Here is a 17386-nt window from a genome sequence, read left to right as displayed (position 1 = left end):
CCTCTCATCGGTACTCCGAAAGCCTGCGCCCGATGCCGAGCACGGCGCCCGCCGCGGCGAGCACGGCCAGCACGGCGGCGCCGACGGGGAGCCCGGTCATGGCCCCCCTGCCGTCCGAGGCGGCCTGCTTGAACTCGGCCTGCTCGTGGGTGAGTGCGCTCTCCAGCGCCGCGTCCACGTTGTCGAAGCACTCGCCGGTCGGGACGTCCTTCTTGCTGCCGATGACCCGGTCGAGAGCCTGTTGGTAGTCGCCGCCGTCGTCGGCGACGCGGGCCGCCTGGTGGCGCTTCTTCCACTCCGTGACGCCCGCCACGGCCTTGGCCACCGGCTGCTTGCCGTCCTTGTCGTCGGCGAGGTCGGCCGCGTTGCCCAGCAGGCCGCTGTCGGTGTCGCCGAGCGCCTTCATCTGGGCCTTGAAGGCGACGTCGAACTTGTCCTTGACGTCCTCGCCCACCTTGACCGTCTCGGCGCCGCGGCTGACCAGTGTCAGGTTCTCGTTGCCGCGGGCCTTCAGGGAGTTGATGCGGGCGTCCTGGAGGACGTTCAACGACTTCACGCCGTGGTCGTACGAGTCCGTGAGATCCGCGCGGGCGATGCTGTGGCCCGCGACGAGCCAGAGCAGGACCACCCCGGACGCTGCCGTCGCGGCGAGCAGTCCGTGGTTGAACACCCGGTTCGTGCGGCGGTAGTTGCGGCGCTGGGCCCAGACGAGGCCGGCGATCGCGACGACGCCGAGGCCGATCGCGGCCCAGGGGTAGGGCTTCGCGTCGCCGTAGTCCGAGCCGAGCCGGTCGTTCTCCGCCTGGTAGAGCTTCTCGGCGGCGGGGAGCATCTGCTCCTGCATCTTGTCGTTCGCGTACCGCAAGTAGGCGCCGCCGAGGGGCAGTCCCTGGCGGTTGCCCGCGCGGGCGCGCTCGATCAGGCCGGTGTACTGCGGCAGGAGCTTGTTGAGCTCGGCGACGGCGGCGGCCGACGAGGAGTCCGGGCCCGCGCTCGACGCCGCCGTGGCGAGCTTCTCGGACGCCGTCCTGATGTCCCGCTCGTAGCGCTGGCGGACGCTCGCGGGCTCCTGGCCGCCGGCCAGGAAGCCGCTGGAGGCCGCGGTGTTGGCGTCCGCGAGGGAACGGTAGATGGCGGCGGCGTCGGCGCTCAGGGGCTGGCTGCGGTGCAGCACGTCGTCGGCGGCGGCCGAGCGGTCGGACATCTGCCAGGTGGTGACGGCGCCGAACGCGACGACGAGGAGGGCCAGGACGGCGCCGATGATGCGCAGCCTGCCCGGCTCCGTCGTCGCCGCCGCGCGCAGCCGGTCCGTGCCCTCCGCCCAGGCCGTGCGGCGCGGGGGAGAGGGGGGCTCGGCGGCGGGGGCCGCGGTGGACGCCGCGGCCTGCGGCGGGACCGCGGGCATCGTGGGCGCGGACCGCGCGGGTGCCTGTCCCGGCGCGCCCGGCGCCCCTGGCGCTCCCGGCGGTGCCGCGCTGCCGTTCGGCGGGTGTGTCACCTGACCCCGACCTCCCCCTTGGTCACTGGACGTTCACCTCCGCCCGGCGCGGGAAGAGGTGCACGGCCGCAAGTATTGCCGCAGGGACTGACATCCGCACAGGCATTGACTGGATCTTGTTCGGATCACGCACGGGATCACGGCGCGCGGCGAAGGACGTCCCCGCGCATCCCCCTGCCCATGAACACGAGTTTCGGATCTGTTCGGTTCCCTTCGGCGCCCGCCGCGTCTCCTCAGGGTGCCGGTCGCTCGTAATGCGCCCGCACGCGCGCGTGCACCTCACGCGCGGCCCCCACCCGGTCAAGGCCGAGCAGCGCCGCGCCCAGAACGGGAGGGGCCGTGACGATCCGGGGCACCGCCTTCGGGGCCCGGTCGGCGAGCAACGCCCGTATGCGGTTGTCGAGTTGTGGATGGCGCGCGGCCATGATGCTGCCGCCGAGCAGCACCGGCGTCTCCTCGCCGAGCAGGTCGAGGCGGGTGAGGGCGACCGTCGACAGGGCCACCACCTCGTCCGCGAGCCGGTCCACGAGGGAGCTCGCCACGGGGTCGCCGGCCGCCGCCGTCGCGAACAGGACCGGGGTGAGTTCATGGCGCCGCACCGCGTCGATGCGCTCCAGGTGCAGCGCCTCGATCAGCGCGTACATGGAGTCGAGGCCGAAGTGCGCGGGCAGGGCGCGGGCCAGCTCCGTGGGGCCGCCGCGGCCGTCCTCGGCGCGGGCCGCGTGCCACAGCGCCTCCTCGGCCAGGCCCCAACCGCCGCCCCAGTCCCCGGAGATGCGGCCGATCGCGGGGAACCGCGCGGTCCGCCCGTCCGGCCGCAGGCCCACGCAGTTGATGCCCGCGCCGCACACCACGGCCACGCCGCGCGGCTCCTCGACGCCCGCGCGCAGGATCGCGAAGGTGTCGTTGTGGACGGTGACGCTCTCGCCCCAGCCGCGGGCCCGCAGCGCGGCCGCCAACTGCTCCTCCTCCACGGGCAGATCGGCGTTGGCGAGGCACGCCGAGACATGGCCGATCCGGGTGCCCGGGATCAGACCCGCCTCCGCGAACACCCGGTCCACCGCCTCGGCCAGTACGTCCACGGCCGCCCCGACCCCCACCAGCGGCGGCTGGAACCCGCCGCCGCGCGCCGCCGCGACCACCTGGCCGTCGGCGGCGACGAGTGCGACGTCGGTCTTGCTGTTGCCCGCGTCGATCGCGAGGACCGAGCCGGTCCCGAGGACCGCGGCGGGCGCTGCCGTCATGCCCACGCGAGGTGCTCCCGGTTGTGCGCGATCAGCCGGTCGGTGAGCCCGTCGGCGTCCTCGTGCTGGCCCACCAGCGGGTGGGCCAGCAGGGCCTTGAAGACCCGGTCGCGGCCGCCGCGCGTCGCGGCCTCCAGGGCCAGGTCCTCGTACGCGGTGACATGGGAGACCAACCCCGCGTACAGCGGGTCGAGTGCGGGCACCGGCAGCGGCCGGGCGCCGTTCGCGTCCACGGCCGCCTGCACCTCGATGACGGCGTCGTCCGGCAGGAACGGCAGCGTGCCGTTGTTGTACGTGTTCACCACCTGGTACGGGCTGCCTCCCCCGCCGAGCAGCGACGCCGCGAGGTCCACCGCCGCCTCCGAGTAGAAGGCGCCGCCGCGCTTGGCGAGCAGCTCCGGCTTCTCGTCGAGCGCCGGGTCCCCGTACATGTCGAGCAACTCGCGTTCCATCGCGGCGACTTCGGCGGCCCGCGACGGCTTGGTGCGCAGCTCCCGCACGACCTCGTCGTGGGCGTAGAAGTAGCGCAGGTAGTACGAGGGGACGACGCCCAGGCGGTCCAGGACCGAGCGCGGCAGGCTCAGGCTGGACGCGATCTCGTCACCGTGCTCGGCGAGCAGCTTGGGCAGGACGTTCTCGCCCTCGGGCCCGCCGAGGCGCACCCCCGTCTCCCAGGTGAGGTGGTTGAGGCCCACGTGGTCCAGGTGGATGTCGCCCGGGGTGACCCCGAGGAGCTGCGCGAACCGCCGCTGGAAGCCGATCGCCACGTTGCACAGGCCGACCGTCTTGTGCCCGGCCTGGAGCAGGGCGCGGGTCACGATGCCGACCGGGTTGGTGAAGTCGATGATCCAGGCGTCCGGGTTGGTGCGGCGCACCCGCTCGGCGATGTCCAGGACCACCGGGACGGTGCGCAGCGCCTTGGCGAGGCCGCCCGCGCCGGTCGTCTCCTGGCCGACGCAGCCGCACTCCAGCGGCCACGTCTCGTCCTCGTTGCGGGCCGCCTGGCCGCCCACCCGGAGCTGGAGGAGCACCGCGTCGGCGCCCTCCACGCCCCCGTCCACGTCCGACGTGGTGACGACGCGGGCCGGGTGGCCCTGCTTGGCGAAGATGCGCCGGGCGAGGCCGCCGACGAGCTCCAGGCGGTCGGCCGCCGGGTCGATCAGGACGAGTTCCTCGACGGGCAGGGTGTCCCGCAACCGGGCGAAACCATCGATGAGTTCGGGGGTGTACGTGGACCCCCCGCCCACTACAGCCAGCTTCATGTCAGCTCTCACTCAGCCCTTCACTCCGGTCAGCGTGACACCCTCGACGAACGCCTTCTGGGCGAAGAAGAACACGAGGATCACGGGGGCCATGACCAGTACGGTCGCGGCCATGGTCAGGTTCCAGTCGGTGTGGTGCGCGCCCTTGAAGGACTCCAGGCCGTAACTCAGCGTCCAGGCACCGGGGTTCTCGGACGCGTAGATCTGCGGTCCGAAGTAGTCGTTCCAGGCGTAGAAGAACTGGAACAGGGCGACGGCCGCGATGCCCGGCTTCGCCATCGGCAGGACGACCCGCACCAGGGTCTTGAACTCGCCGCAGCCGTCGACCTTCGCCGCGTCCACGTACTCGTTCGGGATGGTCATCAGGAACTGCCGCAGCAGGAAGATGGAGAACGCGTCGCCGAACGCCATCGGGATGATCAGCGGCCACAGCGTCCCGGACAGGTCCAGCTGCTTCGCCCAGAACAGGTACATCGGGATCACGACGACCTGCGGCGGCAGCATCATCATCGAGATGACCAGCATCAGCGACAGATTGCGGCCGCGGAAGCGGAACTTGGCGAGGGCGTAGGCGACCGGGATGGACGACGCGACGGTCAGGACGGTGCCGAGGCCCGCGTAGATCAGGGTGTTCTTCCACCAGGTCAGAAAGCCCGGGGTGTCGAAGACCTTCTTGTAGTTGCCCCACTCCCAGGTGTCCGGGATCAGATCGCGGCTCAGCGCCTGGCTGTCGCTCATCAGCGAGGTCAGCAGGACGAAGACGAAGGGCAGCACGAAGAAGAGGGCGGCCGCGACGCCGAGGGCGTGCACGCCGATCCACTCCAGGAGGAGCCTGCGGCGGGCGGTGCGCTCGGCGGGCGAGGGCGCCTTCAACGGGACGGGCTTCTCAAGGACTTGAGAGGTCTGTACGGAGGTCATGACGGGTCAGTCACCTGCCTGGATGAGGCCGCCCCGGCGCCGCATCAGGAACGCGGTGAACACCATGGACAGGGCGAAGAGCACCAGCGCGACCACGCACGCCGAGCCGTAGTCGAAGCGCTGGAAGCCGAGGTTGTAGACGAGCTGGGGCAGGGTGAGGGTCGACTTGTCGGGGTAGCCGGGCTCGAACTGGGTGCCCGCGCCCTGGATCACCCCCGAGGCGACCTTCCCGGCGATGAGGGGCTGCGTGTAGTACTGCATCGTCTGGATCACGCCGGTGACCACGGCGAACATCACGATGGGCGAGATGTTCGGCAGCGTCACGAAGCGGAACCGCTGCCAGGCCGAGGCCCCGTCCAGCTCCGCCGCCTCGTACTGCTCCTTCGGCACGTCGAGCAGCGCGGCCATGAAGATGACCATGAGGTCGCCCACGCCCCACAGGGCCAGCATCGTCAGGGCGGGCTTGGACCAGGTGGGGTCGTTGAACCAGCCGGGGCTGGGCAGCCCGACCGCGTCGAGGATCGAATTGACCGGCCCCGTACCGGGGTTGAGCAGGAAGGCGAAGGCCATGGTCGCGGCGACGGGCGGCGCGAGGTAGGGCAGGTAGAAGAGGGTGCGGAAGACCCCCGTACCCGTCTTGATCTTCGTGATGAGCAGCCCGATGCCGAGCCCGAACAGGACCCGCAGGCTGACCATGATCGCGACCAGCCACAGGGTGTTGCGCAGGGCGGGCCAGAAGAGCGGGTAGTGCTGGAAGACGTAGGTCCAGTTCTTCGTCCCGCTCCACGTCGGCGGCTTGAAGCCGTCGTAGTGCATGAACGAGAAGTAGACGGTGGAGATCAGCGGGTAGGCGAAGAAGACCGCGAAGCCGATCAGCCACGGCGACATGAAGGCGAGCGTGCGCAGCGCGGAGCGGCGCCGCTTGGCACGGAGCGTGTACGTACTGCTCATGGCGAGTCCAAGTCCCGTTCGCCGACGCCTACTTGGCCTGCTCGATGTCCGTGTCGATCTGCCGGGCGGCCTTCGCGAGGCCGGCGTCCAGGTCCTTGGTCTTGCCGCTCTCGTAGTCGTAGCCGAACTGCTGGATCGTCACGAGGTACGTGCCGCCGTTGAGGGAGGCCGGGCTGGTGGTCGACTTCGGGTCGGCGGCGATGTCCAGGAAGGTCTTGAAGCGCGGGTCGTACTTGAGCTTCGGGGACTTCAGGGCGGCGAGCGTGGAGGGGACGTTGTGGATGTCGTTGGCGAAGCCGACCACGGCGTCCGTGTTGGTGGTCATGTACTTCACCAGCTCCCAGGAGGCGTTCTGCTTCTTGCTGGTGGCGGCGATGCCCGCGATGGTGCCGGTGAGATAGCCCTTGCCGTACTCGTCCTTCTGCTCGTCCGGTACGGGCAGCGGCGCGACGCCGATCTCGAAGCCGGGCTTGGTCTCCTCGGCCATCCCGAGCCGCCACTCGCCGTCCAGCTGCATCGCGACCTGGCCGGTGTGGAAGGGGTGCTTGGGGCCCCACTCGTCACCGAGCTTGGAGCGGTACTTCTCCAGCTTCGTAAAGCCGCCGAGCCCGTCCACGAGCCGCTTCTGGAGCGTGAAGCCGTCCTTGAAGGCGGGGTCCTTCGCGAGGTTCGACTTGCCGCTCTTGTCGAAGTACGTGGGCGAGAACTGCCCGAAGTAGTGCTCGGTCGTGGACTCCCAGCCGTGGTAGTTCGGCATGAAGCCCAACTGCTCGTAGGAGTCGCCCTTCTCCTTCGTCAGCTTCTTGGCGTCGGCCTCGAACTCGGTCCACGTCTTCGGCGGGCTCTTGATCCCGGCCTTCTTGAAGGCGTCCTTGTTGTAGTAGAGGCCGTACGCGTCGCCGAGGAGCGGGGCGGTGCAGCGGTTGCCCTCGAACTGCGTGTACTCGTTCATGGCCCTCGGGAAGGTCTTCTCCGGGTCGATGGAGGACTTCTTGAAGAAGGGGTTCAGATCGACGAGCGCGCCCGACGAACAGAACTTCCCGACGTTGTTCGTCGTGAACGAGGAGATGACGTCGGGCGACTTGCTGCCGCCCGCCCGCAGCGCCTGGTTGATCTTGTCGTCGGTCATGCCGCCGGTGACGTTCACATGGATGTTGGGGTGCGCCTCCTCGAACCCGGCCACCAGCTTCTTCACGGCCTTCAGCTCCGAGGGCGCGGACCAGGCGTGCCAGAAGTTGAGCGTCGTCTCCTTGGAGGCGTCGTCATTGGCGCCCGACTCGGACTGGCCGGTGCAGGCGGTCGCGAGCAGGGCTATGGAGGCGGCGGCCGCGAGGGCCACGGCCATACGTCGATTAGTTGCGGGCATGACAAGGTCTCCCTGTGGCGGGGTGGGACGGGACGAGGGGTGCGGAGATCTCTCGGAAGGGGAGCCGAGGGGCTAGCGGGAGGTGTCGAAGACCTCGTCGCGGGTGGCGGCCAGGGCGCTCTCCAACGCGCCACGCAGCACGGGGTGTTCGGCGACGTCGCCCACGACGAGGCGGGGCCGGGAGGCGGCCAGCTCCTCCAGCTCGGCGGCGACCAGCTCACGCAGCGGCTCGCCGCCCGCGGTCTGCAACGAGCCGCTGAGCACGACGAGTTCGGGATCGAAGACGGCGATGAGCGAGGCGAGACCGGTGGCGAGCGCGGTCGCGTAGGTCTCCAGGAGCCGCCGGTGAGGCCCCTCGTACCCGGGGTCGTCGACGAGCGCGGCGGCGGCCTCGGCGAGGAGCGCGCTGGCCGCCTCCGCGTGCGTGCCCTGCGGGATCGGCGCGATGCCCAGCTCACGGGCGAGCCGCGGCAGCGCCTGGGCGCCCGCGAGCTCCTGATAGCCACCGCTGTTCGCCTTGGTGACCTGCCGCACGAGGGGCGCCCCCGGCACCGGCAGGAAGCCGATCTCGCCCGCGCCCCCGGTCCAGCCGCGGTGCAGCCGGCCGCCGATCACCAGGGCGGCACCGAGCCCCTCCTGGTTCCACAGCAGCACGAAGTCCTCGTGGCCGCGGGCGGCGCCGAGCCGCTGCTCGGCGATGGCGGCCAGATTGACGTCGTTCTCGTACTCGACGGGCATCGGCAGGGCGGCGGCCAGCTCGTCCAGGAGCGTGGCGAAGTGCCAGCCGGGCAGGTGGCTCGCGTACCGCAGGCGGCCGGTGTTCGGGTCGAAGGCGCCGGGCGTCCCGATCACGAGGCGGTGGATGTCGGACCGGGCGAGCCCGGCGGCCTTCACCGCCCCGTCCAGGGCGTCGGTCACCTGGCGTACGACGGGGTCGGCGCGGCGGCCCGGCGTGGGCAGCTCGAACCGGCCGACCGTCCGGCCGGTGATGTCGGCGACGGCGGCGAGGATGCGGTCCGGGTTCACATCGAGCCCGGCGGCGTACGCGGCACCCGGGTTGACCGCGTACAGCTGGGCGTTGGGCCCCGGCCGCCCCTCGCTCGTCCCGGTCGCGCGCACGAGCCCGGCCGCTTCGAGGCGGGCGAGCAGCTGGGAGGCGGTCGGCTTGGAGAGCCCGGTGAGGTTGCCGATGCGGGTGCGGGAGAGGGGGCCGTGGGTGAGGAGGAGGTCCAGGGCTGCGCGGTCGTTCATGGCGCGCAGGACGCGAGGTGTTCCCGGCGTCGAACCTGGGCTCGATCCAGGGGTCGAACCACCCATGAGCTGCTCCTCCACCCTCGCCTGCCAGCACTGTTAGGAAGGTTTCCTATTGGGTGGGTTGAACGTAAGTCCGCCGTGAATGGGGCGTCAATAGCGAGCGCCCCCGAGGCAACCAAGTCGTTACCTGCGAGGGCGCTCGTGAGGACGCAGCGGACGCGACGCGGCCGGAGCGGCGTACCACCGAGGTGGCGTACCGCCGGAGCGGCGTACCACCGAAGTGGCGTACCGCCGGAGCGGCGTACAAAAAGCCCGGACGTCAGGCAGAAATGCCGTCGATCCGGGCCAAGGCGTCGTCCGCGCCGAATGGCTGCAAGTACGGCAGCCAGCGCGGGTCCCTATGTCCGGTCCCGATGATGCGCCAGGCGAGCCCCGAGGGCGGGGCGGGCTTGTGCCGCAGCCGCCACCCGATCTCGACGAGATGACGGTCGGCCTTGACGTGATTGCAGCGGCGGCACGAAGCCACCACGTTGTCCCAGACGTGCTGGCCGCCGCGGCTCCTCGGGATGACGTGGTCGACGCTGGTTGCGACGCCACCGCAGTACATGCACCGGCCGCCGTCACGGGCGAACAGTGCACGCCGGGTCAGAGGAACGGGCCCCCGGTAAGGGACCCGGACGAACCGCTTGAGGCGGACCACGCTGGGTGCGGGGACGGTGCGGGTGGCACTGTGCATGAAGGCGCCGGACTCTTCCAGACAGAGAGCCTTGTTCTCCAGGACGAGAACGAGCGCGCGGCGGAGCGGTACGACGCCGAGCGGCTCGTACGACGCGTTGAGGACCAGGACATGCGGCACGGATGCCTCCTTGTACGCCGGCGGCGCGTGGCTCGCGCCGGGACGATCTGTAGCCAGTTTCCCCTCATGCCTGGTCGTAGCGCCACCATGTCCCGGTAACGGCCTTGGAGTGTTTTCGACCACATGGGCTGCTGGGCCGGGTGGGGCGAGGGGGAGCGGGGGGAGCGCGTGCGGGGGTGTCCGGGGGTGTCTGCGGGCGCGCGGGGGTGAGCGCCGTGTCCCGTGCCCGGCGTCACTACGTGAGCACCGTCTCTCCCTCGAACATCACAACGATCCACACACAATGCCCCGTTAGTGTGGTGGGTCTGCCCGGCTCGCAGTCCAGACGTCTTGCTCCCTTGTCTGTCCCGCTGTCCCCTTCGCCGGGCAGGACGCGATGCCTGGAGGTACCTGCCGTGATCTTGTCCGCCGTACCGGCCGTTCTGTCGGCCACACGACCGGACCCGGACCCGACCGGAACCAAGAAGCCCGTCACGCTCGAGGACGCGCAGGAGAGCGCGACGAACGCGGCGAGCTGGGTGGAGCAGAACTGGTCGACCTGGCTGGCCATCGGTCTCCAGATCCTCCTGATCGTCGTGGTCGCGATGACCCTGCGCGTCCTGGTCCGCCGCGCGATCACCAAGCTCATAGACCGCATGAACCGCACGGCGCAGGCGGTCGACGGGACCGCGCTCGGCGGCCTCCTGGTCAACGTCGAGCGCCGCCGCCAGCGCTCGCAGGCGATCGGCTCGGTGCTGCGCTCGGTCGCGTCGTTCCTGATCCTGGGCACGGCGGCCCTGATGATCCTCGGCACCTTCAAGATCAACCTCGCCCCGCTGCTCGCTTCGGCGGGTGTGGCGGGCGTGGCGATCGGCTTCGGCGCCCGCAACCTGGTGACGGACTTCCTCTCGGGCGTCTTCATGATCATCGAGGATCAGTACGGGGTCGGCGACTCCATCGACGCGGGGGTGGCCTCGGGCGAGGTCATCGAGGTCGGCCTCCGGGTCACCAAGCTGCGCGGCGACAACGGCGAGATCTGGTACGTCCGCAACGGCGAGGTCAAGCGCATCGGAAACCTCTCGCAGGGCTGGTCCACGGCGGGCGTGGACGTGACGGTCCGCTCGGACGAGGACCTGGAGAAGGTGCAGGCGACGCTGGTCGCGGTCGGCGAGACGATGGCCAAGGAAGAGCCCTGGAACGAGCGGCTGTGGGGCCCGGTGGAGATCCTGGGCCTGGACAGCGTGCTGCTCGACTCGATGGTCGTCCGTGTCTCCGCGAAGACGATGCCGGGCAAGTCGCTGGGCGTCGAGCGGGAGCTGCGCTGGCGGATCAAGCGGGCGTTCGACGAGGCGGGCATCCGGATTGTCGGCGGGGTGCCGGTCGCGGTGGAGGAGTCGGCGGCTCCGGACCCGACGGCGGGGGTCGCGGCGCCGTCCGCGTACGCGTCGACGACGTCGCCGCAGTCGCTTGCCACGGCGCCGATAGCGCCGCCGCCGAACCTGGCGAAGTAGTTCTTCTCGTTCATACGTGGAGGGGGCGCCCGGATTGTTCCGGGCGCCCCCTCCACGTATGCGCGCTTGATGTCTCTCGCTCAGCGCACCCAGTTCTTCAGCGGCTCGGTGTCGAGGGTGATGCCGACGGGGTCGGGCAGCGTGACGTCCTTGCCGAAGGGGAGAGTCATCACCTGCTCGTAGCGGCCGCCGTCGGGCTGGCTGTGCACCTTGATCTCGCAGGTCTCGCGGTCGACGAGCAGATAGACCGGGATGCCGGTCGAGGCGTAGGCGCGGGGCTTGTCGACGCGGTCGCGGCGGGCGCGGCCTTCCTTGTTGCTCTCGACGAGCAACCCCTGCAGGGGGTCGAGCCACAGCTCTGGACGGCTCCGCAGGAAGAGGCGGGTCAGCCACGCGATGACGGCTCCGCGATTCCCGTCGACCCCGGCCTTCTCGCCGAGGCGTCCGTGGATGAACTCCAGCCGTGCACCTTCGGAGGTGCGGGACGCGTGCCGGGCGAGCTCTTCGAATTGTGTTGCGCTCATGCGGTGCCAGTCAGCCACCGGCCACCTCGCGGTGCGCGGCGCGCACGATGTCTCCAGCCTCTTGGACCGCCCGGTCCCGTTCCGCCGGATCTGAACTGTTCAGGGCCGCCTCGGCGGCGTGCGGTCGACGCGCGGTCTCGGGGTGCCGCTCGATCTCGACGACGACCTCCCACCGCCGGTGGAACATCCGGATCGGTACGACGCCGTCCTCGTCGGCTGCCCGCACGAACGCGCGCTGGAGGTCCTCGTGGAACTCGGGCAGTCGGGACGGGGCGACGGTGGCCACGGCCTGCCGCAGGGCCGGGAGTGTGAGTTCGGGCTGGGGGGTGAGGGGAGCGTCCCTGCCCCCGTCCGAGTCCCCGTCCATGTATGCCTTGGTCACTGGTGCCCCTTCTTGGTGAGGACCGGGCAGGGGCGTCCGGCTGCGTCGAGTGCCCACGTTGCGTAGACGGTCTTTCCGACGCCCTCGCGAGGTCGCACGCCCCAGTCGTCGACCAGCGCCCCGACCAGGTGGAGGCCCCGTCCGAACTGGTCCGTCTCCTCTGCCGGGCGGGGGCTCGGCAGCCGCTCGCCCCGTGGGTCGCTGACCTCGATGTGGAGCGTGGTGGAGGTGAGGGCGATCCGTACGTGGATCAGGCGGTCGCGGTGGCTGCCGTGGAGGAGGGCGTTGGTCATCAGCTCGGAGGTGATGAGGGCGGCGTCTCCCGCGAGGGTGGGGTGGCCCCATTCGGTGAGGAGGCGGGCGGTTCTGTGGCGGGCGAGGGGGATGCTGCGGGGGGTGGGGGTGTAGTTGAGGGTGTCCTCGTGGAGAGGTGGGGGCGCTTCTTCTGGTTCGGCCATGTGACGCGCACCTCCTTGTGCGGTCGGGGTGGCGGTGGCTCTGCCGGGTCCCTTGCCGGGGCGGGCATGGGTGGTGCTCTTCCGCCAACTGGGGCCGCTGCGTTAGCGGTTGAGTACTGAAAGTAGCGAGCCGTGACTCTGGAGGCAATCCAATCGGGGAATATATTCCCCAAAGTGTGAATGGCATCGACCTGGTGACGTTGGGGGGACACACTGTGACCGTGAACCGATCGACTCAGTCCGCAGGCAATCGAGCGTCAACTGTGCTGGCCCGCAGGCTTGGTGGCGACCTGCTGCGTCTGCGTGATGCCGCAGGGAGAACGCAGCAGCAGGCCGCCGAGTCCATCAATGCGACCGGCACGAAGATCGTGAAGATGGAGCGAGGTTGGGTCCCCATGCGGGATCCGGACATCCGGGTGCTGTGCGAGTTCTACGGGGTCGAGGACCCGAAGTCCGTTGCCCGGCTACTGGAGTTGGCCAAGCTGGACCGGGAGCGACGGAAGGCGAAGGGGTGGTGGCATCACTCGCCGCAAGCGGGCTCGATGGCCGAGTACATCGCCATGGAAGACGTTGCCGTCGGCGTACGGACCTGGCAACAGGCATTCGTTCCTGGACTGCTGCAGACACCTGAGTACGCGAGGGCCCTCGCGGTCAGCGAGGGAGGGTGGACCGACCCCGATGAGATTGAGGGGGTCGTCGACGTGCGAGTCAAGAGGCAGGCCCGCCTGGAGGGAAGCGAACCGCTTCATGTGTACGCCGTGATCGGAGAGGCGGCGCTCCGGCAGCAGGTGGGCGGGCCGGAGGTGATGCGACCCCAGCTGCAGCACATCCTGAAGCAGGCCCAACTGCCCAATGTGCGCATCCAGGTGCTGCCGTTCCGGGCGGGCGGTCATGCCTGCATGGCTGGGGCCTTCACCATCGTCTCCTTCGCCGAAGCGGGGGCGGTGGATGTGGTTCACGTCGACACCATCGCGGCTACCGTATGGATCGAGAACGAGGCTGAAAGCGCCACGTACAGCTCGTTCTTCGACCGTACGGCACGGCTGAGCCTGGCCCCGAGGGACTCGCTCAGACTGATCGAGAGCATCAGCGAGGACATGCAGTGACCAACACCTTCCACTTCGTGAAGTCCAGCTACAGCAGCACGGGTGGCGAGTGTGTAGAGGTGGCCCGCAACGTCCCCGATACAGTCGCCGTCCGCGACTCCAAGGACCCCGACCCGGAGGGCCCGATACTCCGGCTCGCGCCCACCGCGTGGTCCAGCTTCCTGGCCGTGGTGCGCGCGAGTTCGAGCTGAGCCGAGCGCACTCGCCGGGTCACCTGTCCGCTCAGGGTGGGCGGGGGGTGGTGGGTGGGCCAGGGCGGTGCGTGGGCGTGAGGGGTGCGGCAAGGCGGCTGGGCTTGCGTGAAGGTAGGTCTGGTGCGGTGACCGGTCTCGCGTGCTGGCCGACTGCGCACGGTGGCTGGGCTCGCGTGGTGTCAGGTCGCACGTGGTGTGAGGTCTCGTGCTGTGAGAGGTGCACGGCGAGGAGGGCACGGCCGAGAGGTGCACGGCGAGGGGCGCCCGGCTCGTCGTGGTGAGCGTTTCCCGCTCGGTGCCGTCCTGGCCCACCCACCACCCCCTCCACCCGGGGCGGGTAGTGGCTGACGGTGGCCCATCGACTGGTCCGGCTCGCGGCGAGTGTGTGAGCGGCTTTGGTGATGGTGGCTCTGGAGATGCGGAGTTGGTGGTGCTCTCGGTATGCGGTGTGGTTCCGGTGCGTGCTCCGTGCCGGGCCTTCTCAGCCCGCTCACCGCCCCGCCCCCTCGGCAATACACGACCGTCGGCAGCGGCCGACCGGTGCGCGGGCTGCCGCAGAAGAGAGCCGCGTCGATCGGTGCGCAACCTTAAGCCGGTGCAAGTTCGTGCAAGTTCGGTGCGTCGCAAGGCGAGTTGAGCGCAAGCTCGTACACAGAGATCGTCCTCAACGAGCGAGGTGGGCGTCGTGGCGTTGCACATGCTGGGCAAGGACCCGAATTCTCCCGAGGGCAAGTCGGCGACCGTCTACTACGACGATGTGGCGGGCAGGTACCTCGTCCAAGGGCTGAAGGTGTTGGACGAGGAGCGGCTCTCACAGATGGATCTTCCCGAACACGAGACTGTTGTGGAGATCCCCACGTACATGGCGCGGTTCTTCCCGGAGGTGAATGGTGGTTCAGGAGCCGACGTTTGAGGGGCTGTTCAGGCGGGCGCAGCGATCGGCCGTGCACCTGGAGATGCGGGACGGCTATATGACGTCGGACTCAAGGTACGTCTCCTGGGCACAGGACCCGCGCAGCGTCATGCCGGAGCGCGACCCTCACTCACGGCCCTGGCTCACGCTGATGAAAGAGATCACCGGTCGGGGCGTTCAGGTGCGCCGGGCCCGGATCTTCTCGGAGCCCATGAGTGACTATCTGCGCTTTGAGCACCACCTGACGCCCAGCAACGTCGCGGCAGGGGAGCAGGTTCGCTGGCTGCCTCGCCGCAAGGCATCGGACCTGGCTCTCCCAGGTAATGACTTCTGGCTGTTCGATGATGACCTCGTCGTCTTCCTGCACTTCACCGGCGACGGCGAGTTGTCTCCGGAGGGCGATGAGGAGCGCACGGCCGAACCGGAAGTCGTGCGACTGTGCTCCACGGCTTTTGAAGCGGTGTGGGAACGGGCAACGCCGCACAAGGAGTACAGGCCGGTCTGACCCACAAGTAGGAACGGATTCCTGTGTCACCGCCGCTGCCGTCGCCGTCGTCGCCTTCATCAAGCGTCCAGAGCGCCAAGGAGGCGCTCGGGAGGCGTCTTCGGGAGATCCGGAAGGATGCAGGTCTGTCCGCTCGTGCCGTGGCGGAGGCGGCGGGATGGCACGAGTCGAAGAGCTCCCGTCTGGAGAACGGGCGGACCCCGCCCTCGGACGAGGACATTCGCATCTGGACCCGCATCTGCGCGGCGGAGGACCAGACCGCGGATCTCATCGCCACCGCCCGTGGCATCGACGGCATGTACGTCGAGTGGCGACGCCTGGAAAGCAGCGGCCTCAAGCGTGTCCAGCAGTCGGTGCTGCCGCTCTTCGAACGCACCCACCGGTTCCGCTTCTACCAGTCGTGGGTCGTTCCGGGACTCCTCCAGACCGAGGACTACACCAGAGCTGTCCTCAAGACGGTTGTCTCCGTCAGGGGCACCGTGGATGACACCGAAGAGGCTGTCGCGGCACGAATGGAGCGACAGCGCGTGCTGCATACCGGCGGGCGCCGCTTTGTCTTCCTGATCGAGGAATGGGTGCTCCGCACGCTCATCGGCGACATGGAGACGATGGTGTCCCAGCTCGGACACCTGGTCGGGATGACCGCAACGCCCGCCGTGAGTCTCGGTGTGATCCCCATGGGCGTGCGACGAGGTGACGCCTGGCCGACCGAGTCATTCGCCGTGTACGACGAGGCTCAGGTGTCGGTCGAGTTGGTCTCCGCGGGTCTCACCATTACGCAGCCTCGCGAGATTGCTGAATACGCCAAGGCTTTCGCCGAGCTGGCCGGTATCGCTGCCTATGGGGCAGAGGCCAGGAGGCTGATCGCTGCGGCCATCAGCGCCTGCGAGTGAATCCGTGCAAGTTCGTAGAAGTCAATTGAGCTGCAGAACCCCGTAGTTCGATGCTCGAAGCATCGTCGGAGTCATTCGTCATTCGTCGTTCGACGCCGACTGCGGGGGCGGATCGTCCGCTGCCGGGGTGAGCCCTAGGGAGGCCATCATGACAACACCTCCTGCGCCCCCCAATCCTGATCCCGTTCCGCCCGGCGGGTCGGTGACGGGCCACAGCAAGCGCGATGCCTGGGAGGGCCGATGAACCAGCACAGGGGAAAGCCGTGGATCGTACGAGGCGGAGAGGACGACTCCAACTCCGGAAACAAGCACGGCGGCGGAGGCCAGGGCGAGGGCGACGACTCCGGTCACAGCGACACGAACGGCGGCAGCAGCAGGTGAATGCGGACGACGTGGCGGAGGACGGGGCTGAGCGATTGGCTTCCGTGCTCGTCGGCAAAGGTGTGCTCTCGGCGGATTGGCTGGGGCCCTACGCCGCAGCCCGGCGGGACTTGTTCGTACCGGACGTGATCTGGCCGGGGCGCGTCGAAGGGTCTGGACAGGGCGAGTCGATCGATCGCAGAGAAGATCCCGACGCTTGGTTCAGGGCGGTCTACAGCGACGTATCCCTGACGACGCAGTGGGACGACGGAAAGCACGCGGGGCGCGGCAAGGGCCGAGTCCCGACGTGCTCTGTCAGCCAGCCGAGCATGGTGTTCTCGATGCTCAAGGACCTTGATGTGCGCCGCGGGCACAGGGTGCTAGAGATCGGTACCGGAATGGGGTGGTCCGCTGGTCTTCTCAGTGAGCGCGTCGGCGGCGAGAACGTCTTCTCCATCGAATTCGACCCGAACAACGCCCGGTCGGCCAGGCGGCATGTGGCAGGAGCCGGATACAAGCCAACGCTGATCTTCGGTGACGGCTCACAGGGATACCTTCCGGGCGGGCCCTACGACCGTGTTCTGTTCACGGCTTCCTTGCTCGATTTCCCTCCGGACGTGATCAGGCAATGCCGGGAGGGTGCGGTCATTGTTGCCCCGTATTCGACGACCTACGGGGGTGGTGCGAACGTGAGGTTGAGGGTTGGCGAAGAAGGCTGCGTCTCCGGCAAGTTCACCGGTTCGTCGGCATTCATGCGCCTGCGCCAGCAACGTGGCGCATGGCCTGGCACAGACGTATACCTTCGGAGCCAGAAGTGGCCTGCGGATGGTGTGCGCCGCATGACCAGCCTCAATCCTGACGACGTGGGGACATGGGCGGCGATGTTCGTCATCGGCCTTCAGACGCGTGGCTTCGCACCGTGGATGGAGTCGTATGGCGATGGCTCGTACACCCTGTGGCTGCGCGATCGGGCGGTGAAGTGCTGGGCCACGGTGGACTTCATTCCGGAGGCTGAGGAATTCGAGGTCCGCCAGTCCGGGCACCGTGAGCTGTGGACGGAGGTGGAGACTGCCTACTCGTGGTGGACGGGCCAGGGCAAGCCTGACCCCGACCGGTTCGGGATGACGGTCAAGCCGATGGAGGAGGCCACCTATTGGCTCGACAGCCCTGGCCGTCCGGTACCCGTGACCGTGTGAGCGGCAGGCGCCTGAT

Annotated in this window: 19 protein-coding genes; 8 read left to right on the top strand and 11 right to left on the bottom strand. The window is 69.1% G+C overall.

Annotated features, from left to right (window positions below; translation table 11 throughout):
- Nucleotides 1–4 precede the first annotated feature (4 nt).
- The 8 genes from ACQB60_RS05375 to ACQB60_RS05340 form a co-directional block, all read right to left on the bottom strand.
- On the bottom strand, nucleotides 5–1498 hold the full coding sequence (locus ACQB60_RS05375) for a GlnX family signal transduction membrane protein (protein ID WP_496924608.1): 1494 nt from the start codon (nucleotides 1496–1498) through the stop codon (nucleotides 5–7).
- Between the two features lie 233 nt (nucleotides 1499–1731).
- A complete protein-coding gene (locus ACQB60_RS05370) occupies nucleotides 1732–2742 on the bottom strand; it encodes an N-acetylglucosamine kinase (RefSeq protein WP_496924607.1) in 1011 nt (336 codons plus the stop codon).
- On the bottom strand, nucleotides 2739–4004 hold the full coding sequence (locus ACQB60_RS05365; protein WP_496924606.1) for a 6-phospho-beta-glucosidase: 1266 nt from the start codon (nucleotides 4002–4004) through the stop codon (nucleotides 2739–2741). Before ACQB60_RS05365 ends, ACQB60_RS05370 begins: the two co-directional genes overlap by 4 nt.
- A 12-nt stretch (nucleotides 4005–4016) precedes the next feature.
- Nucleotides 4017–4922 carry a carbohydrate ABC transporter permease gene (locus ACQB60_RS05360; RefSeq protein WP_496924605.1) on the bottom strand — a complete coding sequence of 302 codons (906 nt, stop codon included), beginning with the start codon at nucleotides 4920–4922 and terminating at the stop codon, nucleotides 4017–4019.
- 6 nt (nucleotides 4923–4928) lie between these two features.
- Entirely contained in the window at nucleotides 4929–5873 is a 945-nt protein-coding gene (locus tag ACQB60_RS05355; RefSeq protein WP_496924604.1) for a carbohydrate ABC transporter permease, read from the bottom strand.
- Nucleotides 5874–5901: 28 nt separating this feature from the next.
- Nucleotides 5902–7239 carry an ABC transporter substrate-binding protein gene (locus ACQB60_RS05350; protein WP_496924603.1) on the bottom strand — a complete coding sequence of 446 codons (1338 nt, stop codon included), beginning with the start codon at nucleotides 7237–7239 and terminating at the stop codon, nucleotides 5902–5904.
- A gap of 72 nt (nucleotides 7240–7311) precedes the next feature.
- Nucleotides 7312–8556 carry an ROK family transcriptional regulator gene (locus tag ACQB60_RS05345; protein ID WP_496924602.1) on the bottom strand — a complete coding sequence of 415 codons (1245 nt, stop codon included), beginning with the start codon at nucleotides 8554–8556 and terminating at the stop codon, nucleotides 7312–7314.
- 256 nt (nucleotides 8557–8812) lie between these two features.
- The gene (locus tag ACQB60_RS05340) at nucleotides 8813–9349 is read right to left on the bottom strand and encodes an HNH endonuclease (RefSeq protein WP_384831917.1); all 537 of its coding nucleotides are present in this window, start codon (nucleotides 9347–9349) and stop codon (nucleotides 8813–8815) included.
- Nucleotides 9350–9750: 401 nt separating this feature from the next.
- Between ACQB60_RS05340 and ACQB60_RS05335 the strand changes: the two genes are divergently transcribed.
- Nucleotides 9751–10839: a mechanosensitive ion channel family protein gene (locus ACQB60_RS05335; RefSeq protein WP_496924788.1), complete on the top strand. Its 1089-nt coding sequence runs from the start codon at nucleotides 9751–9753 to the stop codon at nucleotides 10837–10839.
- Between the two features lie 80 nt (nucleotides 10840–10919).
- Here the strand turns inward: ACQB60_RS05335 and ACQB60_RS05330 are convergent, their stop codons facing one another.
- The 3 genes from ACQB60_RS05330 to ACQB60_RS05320 are packed head-to-tail and all read right to left on the bottom strand — an operon-like array spanning nucleotide 10920 to nucleotide 12203.
- Nucleotides 10920–11363, bottom strand: a complete 444-nt coding sequence (locus ACQB60_RS05330) for a Uma2 family endonuclease (protein ID WP_496924601.1) — start codon at nucleotides 11361–11363, stop codon at nucleotides 10920–10922.
- Between the two features lie 10 nt (nucleotides 11364–11373).
- A complete protein-coding gene (locus tag ACQB60_RS05325) occupies nucleotides 11374–11745 on the bottom strand; it encodes a hypothetical protein (RefSeq protein ID WP_496924600.1) in 372 nt (123 codons plus the stop codon).
- Complete coding sequence (locus ACQB60_RS05320) at nucleotides 11742–12203, bottom strand: ATP-binding protein (RefSeq protein WP_496924599.1); 462 nt, start codon at nucleotides 12201–12203, stop codon at nucleotides 11742–11744. The genes ACQB60_RS05325 and ACQB60_RS05320 overlap by 4 nt, the downstream gene beginning before the upstream one ends.
- Before the next feature lie 221 nt (nucleotides 12204–12424).
- Here ACQB60_RS05320 and ACQB60_RS05315 point away from each other — a divergent pair, with 221 nt between their 5' ends.
- From ACQB60_RS05315 to ACQB60_RS05285, 7 genes are all read left to right on the top strand, one after another.
- A complete protein-coding gene (locus ACQB60_RS05315) occupies nucleotides 12425–13309 on the top strand; it encodes a helix-turn-helix domain-containing protein (RefSeq protein ID WP_496924598.1) in 885 nt (294 codons plus the stop codon).
- Nucleotides 13306–13500 (top strand): DUF397 domain-containing protein, encoded by a 195-nt coding sequence (locus ACQB60_RS05310; RefSeq protein ID WP_496924597.1) that lies wholly within the window; start codon nucleotides 13306–13308, stop codon nucleotides 13498–13500. The genes ACQB60_RS05315 and ACQB60_RS05310 overlap by 4 nt, the downstream gene beginning before the upstream one ends.
- Before the next feature lie 688 nt (nucleotides 13501–14188).
- A complete protein-coding gene (locus ACQB60_RS05305) occupies nucleotides 14189–14416 on the top strand; it encodes a hypothetical protein (protein ID WP_496924596.1) in 228 nt (75 codons plus the stop codon).
- Nucleotides 14394–14921 carry a DUF6879 family protein gene (locus ACQB60_RS05300; protein ID WP_496924787.1) on the top strand — a complete coding sequence of 176 codons (528 nt, stop codon included), beginning with the start codon at nucleotides 14394–14396 and terminating at the stop codon, nucleotides 14919–14921. Before ACQB60_RS05305 ends, ACQB60_RS05300 begins: the two co-directional genes overlap by 23 nt.
- A 35-nt stretch (nucleotides 14922–14956) precedes the next feature.
- Nucleotides 14957–15814, top strand: a complete 858-nt coding sequence (locus tag ACQB60_RS05295) for a helix-turn-helix domain-containing protein (protein WP_496924786.1) — start codon at nucleotides 14957–14959, stop codon at nucleotides 15812–15814.
- A gap of 240 nt (nucleotides 15815–16054) precedes the next feature.
- Nucleotides 16055–16195, top strand: coding sequence for a hypothetical protein (locus tag ACQB60_RS05290; RefSeq protein WP_496924595.1), 141 nt, complete (start codon nucleotides 16055–16057; stop codon nucleotides 16193–16195).
- Entirely contained in the window at nucleotides 16192–17370 is a 1179-nt protein-coding gene (locus tag ACQB60_RS05285; RefSeq protein ID WP_496924594.1) for a methyltransferase domain-containing protein, read from the top strand. The genes ACQB60_RS05290 and ACQB60_RS05285 overlap by 4 nt, the downstream gene beginning before the upstream one ends.
- The last annotated feature ends 16 nt before the right edge of the window (nucleotides 17371–17386 follow it).

The organism is Streptomyces odontotermitis, from assembly GCF_050510915.1.
In the GTDB taxonomy this organism is placed as follows: domain Bacteria; phylum Actinomycetota; class Actinomycetes; order Streptomycetales; family Streptomycetaceae; genus Streptomyces.
Note: the sequence above shows the minus strand (reverse complement) of the source record. Positions and strands in the feature narration are given on the sequence as shown.